The sequence below is a fragment of the Sinisalibacter aestuarii genome, assembly GCF_027923545.1.
Classification (GTDB): domain Bacteria; phylum Pseudomonadota; class Alphaproteobacteria; order Rhodobacterales; family Rhodobacteraceae; genus Sinisalibacter; species Sinisalibacter aestuarii.
Window position 1 is genome coordinate 37798 of record NZ_BROH01000011.1, and the last position, 13248, is coordinate 51045.

The following is a 13248-nucleotide window of genomic DNA, read 5'->3' on the forward strand; positions in this document are numbered from 1 at the left end:
CTGTGATGGTTTGCGGTGTGCACTGTCCCAATGGGTTCGGGCTGCTCTTTGCCCGCGCCCGTTATTGCGTCGCTTTGTTGAGCGCTTCTGTGAGTTTCAGCTTGAACAACGTCGGCCTGGTCAGGTCGCCGAAGATGCTGGCAAGACGGGTCAGTTTGCCGTCATGCTGGAGCATCACGTCATGGCCCGTCTTGTGGTTCGGCAGGATCAGAACGTCCTGAATGCCGTCCCGCGCGAAGCGCTTGGGCAGGCTGAACGTCCCGCGCCGCAGCGTCAGGGTCTCTCGGTCAACCTCGATCCTGACGTGCTCCCGATTGGTCAGGTGCGTGTAGAGATCGAACAGCCCCGAATGGCGGAACACGGTGACGCCGCCGAGGAAGGCGAGCGCCACGCCCCAGCCATGCAAGCTTTCAAACGGCACATCGAGCGAATGGCTTTGGATCACCGCGCCGAGCCGATCAGCCGCATTCAGCAGCCCGCCGACGACCGTGTTGCCCAACTCCAGAAAGATGTTGGTGTTCGGTTCTGTCACGGTGTCGGGGCGATACTGCGCCACGAGGATCGCGGCAGCGCCGCCGAACCCGACGATCCGAAACACGGTTTTCATTTCATCGCCGCTCGACGGCAGCCGATGAGCGGCGGTCAATTTTGCGCCAGCACCATCGCGGACGAGGCGCGGCGTGCCGATGATCTGGTCTTTCAGGGTTTCAAGGAATTTCATCGTCAGTCTCCTTTGGTCATGGATCAATTGAAGAGTTGCCGTTGCAGGGCGACCCAATTGACGGGCAGCATGGTGATGACGGGGCACGTCCAGTTCGGGCCGAGATGACTTCGCATCCCTTGAACGCCGATGTAGCGGCATTCATCGCAGTGCTGCCCGCCGCACCGATAGGTGACGAGCATGTGCGGCGTGCCGAACATGACCACCACGGCCACCATCGAGGCGAGCGCCCAACTTGCGTGGCGCGGCTTCACAATCCACCAGGCCAGCTTGGCGGCGCTTGTGACGGCGCTTGTCTTGGGCTGCGCCTTCTTGACCCGATCCACGCGCGCCCATTGGAACTTGCGCGGACGCGGCGGCTTGCGGCTCAGGACTTCGACTTTCACCTCAGTCATGCTTGCCTCCCTTGATGGTGTAGCGCAGGCGCAGGCGCGGCTTGCGCCCGCGCGGGTGATCGCCTTCCATGGGGTTCTGATCGGCCCATTCCGCCCACGGCGACACGTCCCAATACGGAACCTTTTCGGCCAGAACGGGCGGGGCAGATTTCACGAACAGAAGCTGATGGCTGTCGGGCAGCCCCATGATGTCCTGCGGCAGCATGAGGGACACGCCGCGTTCGGAAACGCTGATGCTCAACTCGTCATCGTCAGGCTGGCCGAGGTTGTAGCTGCGCGTGACGATGGATTGCTCGCCCATCTGCTTTGAGAGCCGCTGCGCGAGGTCCAAGTCCTGCACCGAGAAGAATTGCTTCACCTCGGACTGGCTCAGGATGATGTTCGCGGTTTCGCGGCCATAGACCTGCGACAGATGCGAGAGGTCTTGCACGATGGCCCAAACGCGGACGCCGTAGCCAGGCAGGAGCGTTAGGGCTTCGGAGAGGCCCGCGATCTTGCCCATATTGGCAAACTCGTCGAGCAGGAACAGAACCTCTTCGCCGCGCCGCCCCGTGGCGACCGCGTTGATGGCGTGCTTCGTTACCAGCCCGAGCCAGACGCCGTAGTCGGCGATCCGTTCGGCAGGGATCATCACATAGACCGTGGTGCTCTCGGTCTTGAGGTCTTGCAAGGTCACATCCGATCCCGAGACGGCATCGGCCAGCAGCCCGCCAGGACGGAAAATCTGGAGCGCATTCGATACGCCTGTGCGGAAGTCCGTGAACTGCTTCGGGCTGTCCTCGAACTGGCTCAGGAATTCTTGGCCGTAGGCGGCAACGATCCCATCAAGCGCGTCAGACTGCGACATGGCGATGAACGTCATTTCCAGCAGCTCGGTATTTTTAACGAGCCGCCAGAGTTCGGGCAGCGTGCAGCGCTCGGGTCTGCCTCGGGTGACGAGGTAGAGGATCAGACCTTCGAGCAGGTTGCGCGAGGCGTCCCTGAAATACTGGTTCTTGTCGCCGCCCGCAGGCTCGGGGATCAGTTGTAGGGCGAGCGCCCGCGCCGCATCGCCCAACTCGTGATGGCGGCGCGGATCGGCCTCCATCTCGATGAGCGGCTGGAGCGGGTTGTAGCGGTGACGCGGAAGGCCGTGCAGCCCCCAGGGATTGAGATAGACGATCTTCTGTCCGAACCGTTTGCGCCGATGCCGTGCCGTCACGGCGGCGAGTTCGCCTTTCGGATCGGTGACGAACACCGAGCCCGAATAGTGCAGCAGGTTCGGAATGACGACCGTGACGCCCTTGCCCTGCCGAGCGGGGGCCACCGTGATGAGGTGTGCCTTGCCGTTGAAGAAGATCGGTATGCCACGCAGCAGCCCGAGGAACAGGCCGTTCGGCATGGTCAGGCCCGCATCCACGCAGTCCTGCGGCGTGGCCAGCTTGGCCTCGCCGTAGACACCTGTGGGCTTCTGCGCCCGCTTGCGCGCAATCCGCAGGGCGATCTTGCGGATGAGATCGAGCGTGCCACTGGCAACGAGCCAAATGCCCGCCAGCAACATGAAGCCCGAATACGCAGCGGAGATGGGATCGCTCGACGCACCCGTCGCACGGCCCAAGGCCGCCGAGATGGCAATAATCGACCCGCCGCCCAGCAGCTTGCCGAGCGGGTTCGGTTGCCTCTGCTCTCGCATGGCTCCGATCCTTCCAAGGTTTTGCCGACTTCCTGTCCGTCAGCGTCTCACGGAGCAGTTATGTCTCTGTCTATTGCCGCTCAAATGAGCTAGGGAAGCACAGCAGACAGAATCTCCGTGCAACCTGTTGGCAAGATGAAGAAAAAGCGGCCTTCAATTTTGAAATCGGCGCGACCAAGGCCCCGCCCAAAGAACCGCTACATGCGGAACGCCAAGTTGTCCGAGTACCGTTTTTTGAAAATCCTGCGCGGCTTTGCCGAAGACAAGACGGCCCAGGAGTTGGCAAGGGAGATCGCGATTTCGGAAAAGACTATCCGAGCGAGCTACCGCGAGCTACGCGAAAAACTGATCGAAGCGGCACTTGCCGAACCGCAAGCATTCGGTAGGGCAGGATACTATCTTACGCTGCGCCAAAACCGTGGCACGGAGGTGCGACAGTTTCTGCATGGCATCGCGAAGAGTGAAATGTTCACCTCTCACGTTAAACGCCACGCTCCGCGATTGAGCACCAGTGACGACGCGCAACGGCTGATCTTCGAGGTCGCAATTCGTACCTTTTGCAGCGTTGCAATCCGCGACGGGGCTGTCGTTGACTACCCGCCCGAGATGAAGAGGGCCCTCACGGTCCTGCGCACTGTTGAGATCAGCATCGACAGCGAGGGAACCAGCAACCGCCGAGGTGAAGCCGCAGAGGGCTTTCCGGCATTGGAGGCAGAGTTGCGCAGGCAAACGGATGCGGAAAGGCTGATTTCGCTTCGTACCCAGTCTAGCCTCCACCACTATCCGCGAAACGTGCTCTATGATGACCTTCGGCGGTATCTGCTGCGCGTGCCCTTGTGAGCGTTCAACTGTGGTGTTCGATGGACTCCTCGTAGGTATGCGCCCCGAAATACCTGATAGGACACGCAGATTGGGGTTAAGAGCCACCGCAAGATGTGTGTTGTACTACAACACCATCTTGGCAAGGGGGCTCGCTGCGCGCCCCCGTTGCATCCCCCAGGCCGTGGCTCTTCCAGGGTATTGAACCCGTTCCAGAGCCACAAGATCGTATCGCCGATCAACCACTCGCAGGGCTTGGAGAAGTGCCTCTCCACCTGCACCGAACCATGCACGAACGTCTGGCCGTCCGATCTCCAATCAGGGGAGCGTTCCTGCTCCCACCGATACCCCCATGACCATTTCATGGAGACCAACCCTGCGCGGATTGGATGCCGCCATCTTGTCGAAGATGGATTACGATCAGGGGGCCTTTCGCCGCCCCCATGAACCCAGCTCGTCAGGCTTGGAGAAGTGCCTCTCCACCGACACCGAACCATGCACAATCGACCGCCCGATTGACCTGCGCCACGCCGTGGGGGCCATGGCCATGGAGGCGATTCCGTCGAGACTTGCGACCATACTGAAGGCCAGAGTGCAGTGGTCCTCGTTTGCATCAATGTCACGCGAGCACGGATCAGCATCACGAATTCGGTGCTACACCTTGTTGCACGCAGAGGCTTTCCCCTCTAGGGTTTGTGCCAAACACCCTCTGATTTCCGTTCCTGGATCAGCGATCTGAAGACTGATGCACAACCGACACTGCCCGCGATTGAATTAACCGAAACGCCACATGTTCTTGTTATGTTCCGATCTGGGGCGTAACAATAAGAAAAGACGCCACTGCGCCCCAATACAGGAACATCCCCCAATGGAATCCGCTCCCTCATCCGTTCTTAACACCGAAATCGCATCATCATCTTCGCCGTCCCAAGCCACAGCATCCGGCAACGTTCACGGATACACGTCCTCGACCGGGCATTTTGCGGGCCTCATGCATGGGGACTCCGCGTCAATGCTCAAAAGCCTGCCCAGCGATGTCTTCAATGTGGCTGTGACTTCACCTCCGTACTTCTGGGTGCGTGACTACGGATATGACGGGCAGCTTGGCCATGAGGATTCCGTTGACACCTACATCGATGCCCTGATGGGCGTGTTCGATGAAGTCAAACGGACGTTGCATCCGGAAGGCGTCTTCTTCCTCAACATCGGCGACACCTTCTACTCGGGGAACGGTCAGCCGCACGGAAGCGACCCTAAATGTTCGTCCCGCAACTTCCTTCGCAAGAAGGTGCGCCCCGTGGATGTCAGCGGGTGGGATATCCCGAAAAAGAGCATGATCGGCGTTCCCTGGAAGGTCGCTTTCGAAATGCAGCAACGCGGCTGGACGCTGCGCAGTTCGATCATCTGGAACCGCTGCAACGCCTTCGTCGAGCCGACTGCGCGCGACCGTCCATATCGGCAGTACGAGTTTGTTTTCATGTTCTCGAAAAGCCGCTTCTACAGCTTCGACCGCTCCAAGCTCGTTGAAGAGGATGTCTGGAACATCCCGATTGAGCGCAATCGCCGCGCCAACCATAACGCGGCATTTCCTTCCGAGCTTGTGCGTCGCTGCATCGAAGTCGCGAGCCCGCCCAACGGCCATGTGCTTGACCCGTTCGTCGGCAGCGGCACCACAGTGCTGACTGCAATCGCAAATCATCGCAACGTCGTGGGTATCGACATGGGGGATGATTACATCGACTATGTGCAAGGTGCTGTAGAATCAGAGGGTTACGAATCAGCCGCTTGGAATGTCGTGGAAGAAGGGCTGCAAAGGCCGTCGGCGCTCTGGGATGACTGGACCGGAAACCGGATGAACTTCCGCAAGCCAGGGACGAAAACAAAACAAGAGTGATAAGTGCGATACTTCGATATTCCGACAATCAAGTCGTCGATTGAAGCCCTGCAGGGGATCAGCGCGAATTGGCTGATCCCCGCTTTCGTTTTTGCGGCCAATGATGTCGGAGAAGACGAGCTTGTGGATATGTCCAAAAAGCTCGGAACCGACCAGTTCCTCGACCATTATTTCAATGGAAAACTGATCGGTATCGCGCCCTTTGATACCGGAAACAACCTTTTGCGCCCGCGCCTGAAAGGCATTCGTTGGGATCGCGGTGACTTCGCTAACGACTACGTCATCCGCCAAGACACGAAGATGTGGGGCAATCTTTTCTCCAGTCGGGGCTATCGCGAAATGCGATTGCAGGGCTACCTGGAGGGCGAAAAGACCACGATCCGCCTCACCGATGCTTTCCAAGGCGCTTTCGAGGCTGAAATTCCTGCCGCGTTCCATTTTGAAGACTTCATGGTCTGGCTCTTCGCTTTCTCGGGCTTCCCCGACGAGATCGACAGTTGGCAGGCGCTCTACGATCACCTAGTGAAAGACCAGCTTGAACTTCAGGATTTTCAAGAACCTTACAAGGGCAGGTTCAAACTCACGGCTGGCCGCGCGTGGCCCCAGACGATCAACCAGCGACCGACCGATGATGACTTCCTAAACGAGCTTGCGCCGCGTCTTGCGCTCTATCTCTCGGCACCACCACCTGCCGCGCCCGAGCCCGAGCCTGACCCTGCCAAGAAGGAGTTCATGAGCGCCGATGACGCCGTTTTGGCCGTCATCCGTAATGCAATCAACAAGAAGACGAGCCATTCGTTTCTGCTTGCAGGCCCGCCAGGCACTGGCAAGACGAAATATGCCCATGATATCGCGAACTTCCTGACATCTGGGTATGAAAACCGAATTCTGTTCCTGCAATTCCATCCCGCCTTTGGCTATGACGATTTCGTGGAGGGCTTTCGGCCCTCGGAAGGCGAAAAGGCCGAGGACAAAGGCATGGGCGTCACCTATGTCCTCGATCAACGGCATTTCCTGAAATTCGCCGATAAGGCGCGGAAGGATGCAGACAATCTCTACGTCCTCGTGATCGACGAATTGAACCGTGGTGACATCGCGCGCATCTTCGGCGAGCTTCTGACCTATCTGGAACTCGACTATCGCGAGAAGGAATTTACCCTCGCGATTTCGGGTAAACCAACGTCGCTCCCCAAGAACATAATCGTCCTTGCGACCGCCAACCCGTTTGACCGCTCCGTCACCGATCTGGACGATGCATTGCTACGGCGCTTCATCGTGATCGCTATGGACCCCGACAAACCCTTTCTGCAGAGCTTCTTGAAAGACAAGGGCGTCGAGGAGCGCGTTCTAACCCGCACACTGCGTCTGTTTGATATCCTCAACGACGCATTTCCTGCGGGCTTCGGACACACGAATTTCCTGCAGGTCCGGACAATCGAGGATCTGGCGGAAGTCTGGGAGGGGCGTGTCCGCCTTGGCTTGCAGCGCACCCTGTTCCACGACAAGCAGAAATTCGACGCCATCAAAGAGGAAGTCGATGCGCTTCTGAAAATCGATGAAGAAGCCGAAGTCACAGGTGACGATGACGGCGGCACCGAAGCCGAAGCCTGAGCGGGGCGAGCGACATGGCGCTTACGGAAATTCGGGTCATCGAAATTGAAGAACGCGGACAACGGTTTTTCCCTCGCGCCGATCTGATAGATCACCAGGGCCGTTCGCTGATCTTCCCGGAAACCCGCGAACTGGGTGCCGTCGATATAAGGGATGTCGCAAACGGTGTGAATCTGATGGCATTGCGGCTCATCGGATACCTGCCGCTGACTAGCTCTATCACGCTCAACATCGTACCGAAGTTTCCGATTCAGAACCTCTGGACCATGCTGGAAATCGGGGGGGAAACCTATGGGCGCATTTTGCCGACCATACGAAGCTACCAGAGCACGGCGAACCCTGCGCCGATCCTGCTTCTTGCCCGAAGCTTTTGTCACTACCTGCGCGGCGCATTGTCAGCAGGGTTCGAGCGCAGCTACTACACAAGGACCGTGAGCGGCTACTACAAGCCGCGCGTCGAATTCGGTCCGACGATTAGCCGCTATCTGTCGCGCGGCAATCCCATCGATACCGTCTCGGGAGTCTACGATTTCGGGTTGGACAGTCCCGTTAATCGCATTGTGAAGGCAGCCTGTCTGCGCATTGCGCGGATCATTCCCCACTCGGAAGACTGGGAGGACGAACGCCGAATGATCCAAATTGCTCTGGATACGTTGCAGCGCGTCGATGTGCGTGAGCCAACGACACATGACTTTTTTCTCGACGAGGGTGTCTCGCTACGTCTGCGCTCGCATTATTCGGGTATGTTGCGCGTCTATCAGCTCTTGCTGACAGGTGGCGGCATCGCCTTCACCTTCGAGCCTGGCGGCAGAGAGTTGCCGTCCTTCCTGTTCAATCTGGAAGACATTTTCGAGCGTTTCATTCGCCAGACGTTTCTGGAGGCGCTTCGCGAGCGGAAGATAGCAGTCCTCGACGGCAACAAACATCAAGGCAAGCTGTTCGAGGACAGTAGGGTTTATCCTACCAAATCCGACCTGATTTTCAGGCGTGGAAAAAAGAACGTAATCGGGCTCGGCGAGGTTAAGTACAAGCCCAAGCTGAAAGAGGCGGATCGATATCAGATCATCAGCCACGTCACGGCAGCCAAAGCCCCGATAGGAGTCCTGTTTTCGCCCGCCAATGAGGGAGAGAGCCAACGACTCGAGCGTCTGGGGCGGCTTTCGACAGGAGCGCAGTTCTATCACTACCGCGTCAATATTCAGGGGGATATCCACGCCGCTCAGTTACAAATGGTGAATGACGTGTGTGCCCTGTTTCCGGCCCCCGTGATTCCGGAACCCGCGTAGCGAGGGGCATCCCTAACTTGCGCTGCTTTGGAACAATTTCACTCACTCGGGTCTGGTTCGTAGTCGCCCGACTTGATTTTTCGCTGCGCCCCCTTGAAGCACCATTCCGGCGGTGTCAGCGATCCTTTGCGGGCTTCATCGAGCTGCGCCAGCGCGGCTCGCGCTTCTTTCTCGAATTCATCGTATGGCTTGTTGGACCAGACATTGGCGGCACGACGAAGCGCACCTTCGACGTTCTTGAATTCCCCAGCCCGCTTTGCGTAGGCATTAATCGCGTCGTCGAGTTGCAGGGCCTTAATCGCACCAGGCAGAATGACCCCGAGCAACGCCAGGCCAGCGACAACAAGCTCCATGTTCTGGTGTTTTGACAGCACCGTGCTGGCCGCTGCCGCGCCTGAGATCGCTGCTGCCACCCAGAGGGCTGCCCGCACTTTCTTCAGGAAACGCAGCCAAATGAAAAAGCTCGTTGAGGTGTAAAGGGTGTTTCTGGACTGCTCGCGGCATTCCGAGATCAGTGCCGCGTGCGCCGCGTTCAGATCACCATCTCGGGGATCGCTGTTCCGAATATCTTCTGCCATTCGCCGCCTGCCGAAATGTTCATATTATCGCGTTCATAGTCGCAAGCTAGGAGTGCCCGCTGATAGGCCGTCTCCGCCTTTGACTTCCACGCATCACCGAGATCGATCCACTCATTGAACCCGCCGGGCATGAAGAATCCGCCACCAGCGCGTCCGATCATGTAACGGAACACGTCCCGAACGATCCAGTCGAACCAGAACTCGTCATTGCTGCCCCACGATATCGTGGGCAGCGCTTCCCCGATGAGTTGTTCCAGGTGGAAGGCTTTGATCGACACATCGCAATGCCGCATCCACTGCTTGAAAATGCGCGCGATTTTCCGGTGATTGCCGCGCAGCGCGTTGTCCGAGCGTTCGAGGATGCCGATCTCGGCGAGCGGGTCCACCTGCTTCCACCGACCGCCATTGTTCGTATCGCAGATGATGATCCCGCGATCTCTTGCGATGAACGCGGGCACAACCTCGACGATGATGCTGTTGAAGGCGATGACGACCACCTGACCGTCCCCACGCATCGCCGTTTGCGAATAGGTCGCTCCCAGAACGTCTTTCACATGCTGGAGCAGTTGCGACTGCTTGTTTCCGGCGCGGGCGTCGAATTGATAGAAGATGCTTTCGGGCAAGATGAAACACAGATCGATGTCGGTCGGCGGATGGATCACCGTGCCTTTGCCCCACGATCCCGCGACGACATAGTTCGCCACGACGTTCTCACCTCTGAAGGCGCGATTGAGCGTGCTGACGACCCCCGCGACCTTCTTGTTGCCGTCCTCGATGGCGGCAGGTTTCGGGACAAGATTGGATTGCAGTGTCAGGAATCTTCGCGTGACATAAGCCCAGGGCCGAACCTCTGGGCTGTTGCTGAATAAAGACGGGGCAGCACCGAAACCGTTCATTTCTCGAAGGTAGGGATCGAGCATCTCGTTGCCAAGACCCTGATAACCACAAAATATTGGGATAAATAAAGGCGCACCCCTGCGTGGGCGGGCTCGCGTGAACCAAGCCCCTTACGGGGCTTGGCCATTCGGCGTTGATCCCTTGCGCATCGTCGGCCAGCCCTGAAGGGCTGACGTTTTTCCTCTGTTTGGGGCCTGCGGCCCCGTCCTCCGTCAAGACCAAGCCCTCCGCATCTGCTGCGGGCGCAGACAGCGGTCTCCCCGTCCTTCCGCTCTTCGTTTGTGCAGGACGGGTGATCCCCCTCCGCCGTCTGCGGTCCTGACGGTCTCCCCCCGCTCATTGGCGCAGGCCTAGTCGGGTTGCATGCGCAACCCGTTTTGAGAAGGAGAAAAGACCAATGAAACAAGATGTTTATCAGAAAGTCACCGACAAGATTATTGCCGATCTGGAGCAAGGCGACCTGACATGGCTCAAGCCGTGGTCAGCAGGAAACACCGAAGGGCGGATCATCAAGCCGCTGCGCCATAACGGCATGGCCTACAGCGGAGTCAACGTGCTGATGCTATGGGGCGCGGCCATCGAGGGCGGCTATCTTTCGCCGTTTTGGATGACCTACCGCCAAGCCAAGGAATACGGCGCACACGTCCGCAAGGGCGAGCGCGGCAACCTCGTTGTCTATGCCAACACCATCACCAAAACGGAAGAGCAGGACGACGGCAGTGAGGAAGAGCGCAAAATCCCGTTCATGAAGGGATACAGCGTGTTCAACGTCGAGCAGATCGAAGGACTGCCCGAACACTTCTACGCCAAGCCCGAGCCGATCATCCACCCCGCGCAGCGCATCGACCACGCCGAAGAATTCTTTGCCGCGACAGGCGCAGACATCCGCCATGGCGGGAACTCGGCGCATTACAGCGGCGGGACGGATCATGTGCAGATGCCGCATTTCGAGAGCTTCCGCAGCCCCGAAGCATACTATGCGACCTTGGCGCACGAGCTGACCCACTGGACGAAACACCCCAAGCGCCTTGACCGTGAATTCGGGCGCAAGAAATGGGGCGATGAAGGATACGCCCGCGAGGAACTGGTTGCCGAGCTGGGCGCGGCGTTCCTTTGTGCCGATCTGGCCCTGACGCCCGAGCCTGGCACCGATCACGCGGCCTACATCCAGAGCTGGCTGAAGGTTCTGAAGAACGACAAACGGGCGATCTTCAGCGCCGCCGCCCATGCGCAGCGCGCAGCCGACTTCCTGAACAGTTTTCAACAACAACCCGAGCAGAAGGAGAGCGTCGCCGCGTAAGCGGCGGCCTCGCCCTGAAGGAGATAAGACCATGGAAAAACACACTATCGTATGGCGGGGCGTCACCATCGAAATCACCTACACTCCCGAGGAATTTTCGGTGGTAGATCACATGGTGCTCCGCACGGACGGCAAAACGCCACTCCCCGTGACGGATACGGGCTTCCGCTCTCACTACGTGCCCGTGGGCATGGTGGCAGAGTATGGTGGGGCGGTGGGTTTCGTCACCGAATGGCTCGACCATGAGGCCAAGCGCGTTCGCTGGCACGGCGCGCAGCTTTCCTTGTTCTAGACTGAAAAAATTCGCGGCTGGCCTTCGAGCCAGCCGCTACTTGCCCATCTATTGATGGGCTTCGTAAGATTGTTTGCCAATTTATCAATTGGCATGAAAGTGCATTGTGCATATCATATAATTGACAAAATGATCAAATATGCATATCATTTAATATGCAGACTAGGGCATCATGCCCATAAGGTGATTGGCAATGAGCGTCAAAGATACAGCAAGAAAACAGTATGTGCGGATCGCGGACCGAGCCGCGCAACAGCTTGAGAACATGTCAAAACCATCCGAAGGATGGCTTTCCGTGCTGCGCAAAGCACTCGGCATGTCGGGCAGCGAGGTTGCAGCCCGCATGGGCGTGAGCCGCAATGCCGTCTATCAGGCCGAGCGCAACGAGCGTGACGGCGCGATCACCATCCATCAGATGCAGAAGCTTGCCGAAGCGATGGGCGGGCGCTTTGTCTATGCGGTCATCCCAGATGGCAGCGTCGGGGATGTCATCCATGCCCAGGCACAGCGAAAAGCCGAGGCACTGATCCGCCGCGCCAGCGCTCACATGGCACTTGAAAAACAATCGCTACCGAGCGCGCAGACCAGACGGCGGATCGACGAACTGGCCGCCGAACTCGTTCGCGACATGCCCCCAGACTTCTGGGAGGTCAAATGACTTTCGTGGAGCCCGAAGGAGCAACGCCGCTCGATCCCGATGAACGGCAGGGCCTGAAATTCGGGCACATCACCACGCGCGGAGAACTGGACGAACTGGAACAAGCCAACATCGAGCAAGGGCTTGCGTGGGTTTCGCGGCGACGAGGAGGTGACATCTTTGATGATGCTTTCGTCAGGACGCTCCACAAACGATTGTTCGGCGATGTTTGGTCATGGGCGGGCGAGTATCGTCTTACCGAGAAGAACATCGGCATCGACCCTCACCAAATCTCCATGCAACTACGGATGCTGCTCGACAACGCCCGATATTGGGCGGAACACGACGTCTATCCGCCGCTTGAAGCCGCCGCGCGGTTTCATCACCGCATGGTGCAGATACATCCCTTTCCCAACGGCAACGGACGCCATGCGCGGATCGCCACGGACATCATGCTCGAAGAAGTCTATGGCCAGCCGCCCATCGAATGGGCGAGCGGCTTCGACCTACAAGCCGACAACGAGCGGCGGCAGGCATATATCGCGGCACTTCGAGCGGCCGATGCCGACAACTTCGAGCCGCTCTTGGCTTTCGTGGGCGCGTCCGAGGCCGCGCCCGACGATGCTGGTTAGGGCTGCATCGTGAAGCCTCGCGGTGTCGGTCTGGCGGCATAGCCCATCGCGCGCTCGATGTTTTCGAGGGTGGCCAGGATATGGCAGCGCTCCGCTTTATCGAGGGTCGATTCAGTCAGAAGCCAGGTGAAGTACTGGTGCAGTTCGCCAAGTTGTTGAGCCGTTAAGCCTTGCAGCTCGAGCATAGTGATGAGTGCGATCATGTGATCCTCCGTTTCGTTTCTTGACCCGACCAATTCGGGCCTTCTCGGGGATCGGAAGGCGCAGGACGCGGCTGTTATTGGCCACCTACGGTCGCAGCGCAGTGGAGCAGGCTTTTACGCCTTGGCCGCATACGCAGCCCTTTCTGCCATTCATGATTTTCGGAAGAGCCGATGGACGGGTGCGAGGGGAAATGGGGGATCGCAGGCTCGAAGCTGATCGCCAGCCCCGTGCCGCACGCGCGACGGATCAAACCCTTGGTTAAGCGGACCTGCCTCGTTCTGACACGCCTGAATTCCTGACCGCACGCGGT

The 13248-nt window shown here is 58.6% G+C and carries 14 protein-coding genes; 8 read left to right on the plus strand and 6 right to left on the minus strand.

What is annotated here, in order from left to right:
* Positions 1 to 61 precede the first annotated feature (61 nt).
* From QMG28_RS16040 to QMG28_RS16050, 3 genes are read right to left on the minus strand one after another with little or no spacing between them, the layout of a single operon-like run.
* Positions 62 to 721, minus strand: a complete 660-nt coding sequence (locus tag QMG28_RS16040) for a hypothetical protein (protein WP_281843330.1) — start codon at positions 719 to 721, stop codon at positions 62 to 64.
* 23 nt (positions 722 to 744) lie between these two features.
* Entirely contained in the window at positions 745 to 1116 is a 372-nt protein-coding gene (locus tag QMG28_RS16045; RefSeq protein WP_281843331.1) for a hypothetical protein, read from the minus strand.
* Entirely contained in the window at positions 1109 to 2788 is a 1680-nt protein-coding gene (locus QMG28_RS16050) for a type IV secretory system conjugative DNA transfer family protein (protein WP_281843332.1), read from the minus strand. Before QMG28_RS16050 ends, QMG28_RS16045 begins: the two co-directional genes overlap by 8 nt.
* A 201-nt stretch (positions 2789 to 2989) precedes the next feature.
* Here QMG28_RS16050 and QMG28_RS16055 point away from each other — a divergent pair, with 201 nt between their 5' ends.
* The 4 genes from QMG28_RS16055 (at position 2990) to QMG28_RS16070 (ending at position 8398) form a co-directional block, all read left to right on the plus strand.
* A complete protein-coding gene (locus QMG28_RS16055; protein ID WP_281843333.1) occupies positions 2990 to 3628 on the plus strand; it encodes a helix-turn-helix domain-containing protein in 639 nt (212 codons plus the stop codon).
* A gap of 991 nt (positions 3629 to 4619) precedes the next feature.
* Positions 4620 to 5501: a DNA-methyltransferase gene (locus QMG28_RS16060; protein WP_281843334.1), complete on the plus strand. Its 882-nt coding sequence runs from the start codon at positions 4620 to 4622 to the stop codon at positions 5499 to 5501.
* A gap of 3 nt (positions 5502 to 5504) precedes the next feature.
* Complete coding sequence (locus QMG28_RS16065; protein WP_281843335.1) at positions 5505 to 7112, plus strand: McrB family protein; 1608 nt, start codon at positions 5505 to 5507, stop codon at positions 7110 to 7112.
* A 14-nt stretch (positions 7113 to 7126) separates the two neighbouring features.
* A complete protein-coding gene (locus QMG28_RS16070) occupies positions 7127 to 8398 on the plus strand; it encodes an McrC family protein (protein ID WP_281843336.1) in 1272 nt (423 codons plus the stop codon).
* A 38-nt stretch (positions 8399 to 8436) separates the two neighbouring features.
* On the opposite strand, the gene QMG28_RS16075 is transcribed toward QMG28_RS16070, so the two are convergent.
* On the minus strand, positions 8437 to 8976 hold the full coding sequence (locus QMG28_RS16075; RefSeq protein ID WP_281843337.1) for a hypothetical protein: 540 nt from the start codon (positions 8974 to 8976) through the stop codon (positions 8437 to 8439).
* On the minus strand, positions 8931 to 9896 hold the full coding sequence (locus QMG28_RS16080; protein ID WP_281843338.1) for an SMODS domain-containing nucleotidyltransferase: 966 nt from the start codon (positions 9894 to 9896) through the stop codon (positions 8931 to 8933). The genes QMG28_RS16075 and QMG28_RS16080 overlap by 46 nt, the downstream gene beginning before the upstream one ends.
* A gap of 374 nt (positions 9897 to 10270) precedes the next feature.
* Between QMG28_RS16080 and QMG28_RS16085 the strand changes: the two genes are divergently transcribed.
* The 4 genes from QMG28_RS16085 to QMG28_RS16100 all read left to right on the plus strand — a co-directional run bounded on the left by QMG28_RS16085 (position 10271) and on the right by QMG28_RS16100 (position 12734).
* Positions 10271 to 11173, plus strand: a complete 903-nt coding sequence (locus QMG28_RS16085) for an ArdC family protein (protein WP_281843339.1) — start codon at positions 10271 to 10273, stop codon at positions 11171 to 11173.
* A 31-nt stretch (positions 11174 to 11204) separates the two neighbouring features.
* Complete coding sequence (locus tag QMG28_RS16090) at positions 11205 to 11465, plus strand: hypothetical protein (protein ID WP_281843340.1); 261 nt, start codon at positions 11205 to 11207, stop codon at positions 11463 to 11465.
* A 193-nt stretch (positions 11466 to 11658) separates the two neighbouring features.
* Positions 11659 to 12123, plus strand: a complete 465-nt coding sequence (locus tag QMG28_RS16095; RefSeq protein WP_281843341.1) for a mobile mystery protein A — start codon at positions 11659 to 11661, stop codon at positions 12121 to 12123.
* On the plus strand, positions 12120 to 12734 hold the full coding sequence (locus tag QMG28_RS16100; RefSeq protein ID WP_281843342.1) for a mobile mystery protein B: 615 nt from the start codon (positions 12120 to 12122) through the stop codon (positions 12732 to 12734). The genes QMG28_RS16095 and QMG28_RS16100 overlap by 4 nt, the downstream gene beginning before the upstream one ends.
* On the opposite strand, the gene QMG28_RS16105 is transcribed toward QMG28_RS16100, so the two are convergent.
* On the minus strand, positions 12731 to 12937 hold the full coding sequence (locus QMG28_RS16105; protein WP_281843343.1) for a hypothetical protein: 207 nt from the start codon (positions 12935 to 12937) through the stop codon (positions 12731 to 12733). The genes QMG28_RS16100 and QMG28_RS16105 overlap by 4 nt on opposite strands.
* Positions 12938 to 13248: the final 311 nt, after the last annotated feature.

Coding starts and splice junctions, on each gene's coding strand:
- QMG28_RS16055 (WP_281843333.1), top strand. CDS start 2,990: ATGCGGAACGCCAAGTTGTCCGAGTACCGTTTTTTGAAAATCCTGCGC.
- QMG28_RS16085 (WP_281843339.1), top strand. CDS start 10,271: ATGAAACAAGATGTTTATCAGAAAGTCACCGACAAGATTATTGCCGAT.
- QMG28_RS16090 (WP_281843340.1), top strand. CDS start 11,205: ATGGAAAAACACACTATCGTATGGCGGGGCGTCACCATCGAAATCACC.
- QMG28_RS16050 (WP_281843332.1), bottom strand. CDS start 2,788: ATGCGAGAGCAGAGGCAACCGAACCCGCTCGGCAAGCTGCTGGGCGGC.
- QMG28_RS16095 (WP_281843341.1), top strand. CDS start 11,659: ATGAGCGTCAAAGATACAGCAAGAAAACAGTATGTGCGGATCGCGGAC.
- QMG28_RS16040 (WP_281843330.1), bottom strand. CDS start 721: ATGAAATTCCTTGAAACCCTGAAAGACCAGATCATCGGCACGCCGCGC.
- QMG28_RS16100 (WP_281843342.1), top strand. CDS start 12,120: ATGACTTTCGTGGAGCCCGAAGGAGCAACGCCGCTCGATCCCGATGAA.
- QMG28_RS16070 (WP_281843336.1), top strand. CDS start 7,127: ATGGCGCTTACGGAAATTCGGGTCATCGAAATTGAAGAACGCGGACAA.
- QMG28_RS16045 (WP_281843331.1), bottom strand. CDS start 1,116: ATGACTGAGGTGAAAGTCGAAGTCCTGAGCCGCAAGCCGCCGCGTCCG.
- QMG28_RS16105 (WP_281843343.1), bottom strand. CDS start 12,937: ATGATCGCACTCATCACTATGCTCGAGCTGCAAGGCTTAACGGCTCAA.
- QMG28_RS16080 (WP_281843338.1), bottom strand. CDS start 9,896: ATGCTCGATCCCTACCTTCGAGAAATGAACGGTTTCGGTGCTGCCCCG.
- QMG28_RS16060 (WP_281843334.1), top strand. CDS start 4,620: ATGCTCAAAAGCCTGCCCAGCGATGTCTTCAATGTGGCTGTGACTTCA.
- QMG28_RS16075 (WP_281843337.1), bottom strand. CDS start 8,976: ATGGCAGAAGATATTCGGAACAGCGATCCCCGAGATGGTGATCTGAAC.